Origin of the sequence: Halorubrum sp. Atlit-26R, from assembly GCF_003666015.1 — an archaeon.
Lineage (GTDB): Archaea > Halobacteriota > Halobacteria > Halobacteriales > Haloferacaceae > Halorubrum.
Window position 1 is genome coordinate 1 of record NZ_QPLT01000184.1, and the last position, 785, is coordinate 785.

General features: G+C 69.3%; 1 pseudogene. It reads left to right on the plus strand.

The features are described 5' to 3' along the window. Nucleotides 1–170: 170 nt before the first annotated feature. Nucleotides 171–785 (plus strand): annotated as a pseudogene (locus DVK07_RS20050) (hypothetical protein); the annotation flags it as partial.

A 785-nucleotide genomic window follows, 5' to 3' on the forward strand; every position in this document is an offset into this window, starting at 1 on the left:
GCTGAAGCGCCACAAGCGGACCGCCCTGCGGTCAACGGTCATCCTAGTCGTCCTCGGACCGTTGTACACCGTCGCAGGCAGCGTCATGAACCTCCCGCTGGCTGAGTGTGTCGATCTCACGCCGTGGTGACCTCAGCATGTGCTGGCATGGTCACACGCGGCGACTCCTCGTGAGCCTGCTCGTCGGGGTGACGTTGGTCGCGGTCGGCCAGACGGCCGCCCAGCCACCACCACCGCCCGCAAACGAGACGCGCACCGTGGATGCCCGCGACCCGGACCCGTGTCTGCCGCCCGCGCAGTACAACGCCACATATGGCCACCCACCGACCCCAACCCAGCAGCTCGCAACGTGTACGGATCTCACGTATGCGGCGCCGCCCGCCCATGCGGCGGCGATGACGGCCCAGGCGTTTGCGGCGCTGACACCGGGAAATGCCTCGACGGCCGTGGCGCCGCCAGGGGCGAACCGCACGACTCGCGGGCTGATCGCCGACGCGCACGCCACGCTGTTCGCAGTCCACCCGACCACGCAGATTCACCTGGCGCCTACCGAGAGCCGGCAGTACATCGCACCGAACGGGACGGTGCGGGCGCTGATCGATTACCGGGTGCGGGCGCCGAGCGGCAACCGCTCGGTGACCAGCCATCGGGTCCGCGAGGTTCGCGTGTTGATCGGCGATGAACAGGTCGGGACGGCGACGGGCACGCAGACGCCAGTCATCGAGTACGCAACGACGCAGGCGCGGCAACAGCCGCTGACGGTCACCGCCGACATCGCGGTGACG